The organism is Streptomyces sp. SID9727, from assembly GCF_010550605.1.
Taxonomy (GTDB): domain Bacteria; phylum Actinomycetota; class Actinomycetes; order Streptomycetales; family Streptomycetaceae; genus Streptomyces.
The window spans coordinates 1-575 of sequence record NZ_JAAGNI010000151.1 but is presented as its reverse complement, the minus strand read 5'-3'; the positions used below and the strand labels follow the sequence as shown (position 1 = coordinate 575).

The following is a 575-nucleotide window of genomic DNA, read 5'->3' as shown; positions in this document are numbered from 1 at the left end:
GGCGGCGGCCCGCAACGCCGGGCTGCGCGAGGTCGCCACGCCCTGGGTGGTCTTCCTGGACGACGACGTCCAGGTGCGCCCCGGCTGGGGGGCGCTCCTCGCCCACGACCTCGGCCACGCCGGGCCCGGCCTGGCCGGGGTGCAGGGCCGGCTGGCCGTCCCGCTGCCCGACGACCGCAGGCCCACCGACTGGGAGCGCTGCACCGCCGGCCTGGAGGACGCCGCCTGGGCCACCGCCGACATGGCCTACCGCACGGAGACCGTGCGCCGGGCCGGCGGGTTCGACGAGCGCTTCCCACGCGCCTTCCGGGAGGACGCCGACCTCGCCCTGCGCCTGATGAGCGGCGGCTGGACGCTGGCCCGGGGCACCCGCTCCACCCTGCACCCCGTCCGTCCCGCCGACCGCTGGGTCTCCGTGCGCACCCAGCGCGGCAACGCGGACGACGCCCTGATGAACCGCCTCCACGGTCCGGACTGGTGGACCAGGGCGGACGCCCCCCGGGGCCGGCTGCCCGGCCACCTCGCCGTCACCGCCGCCGGACTGGCCGCCGCCGCGCTGGCCCTGTCCGGGCGGT

General features: G+C 79.5%; 1 protein-coding gene. It reads left to right on the top strand.

Features of this window, described 5'->3' with window-relative positions:
• Positions 1-575: glycosyltransferase (locus G3I41_RS10185; RefSeq protein WP_164399894.1), on the top strand; the 575-nt coding region annotated here is incomplete at both ends.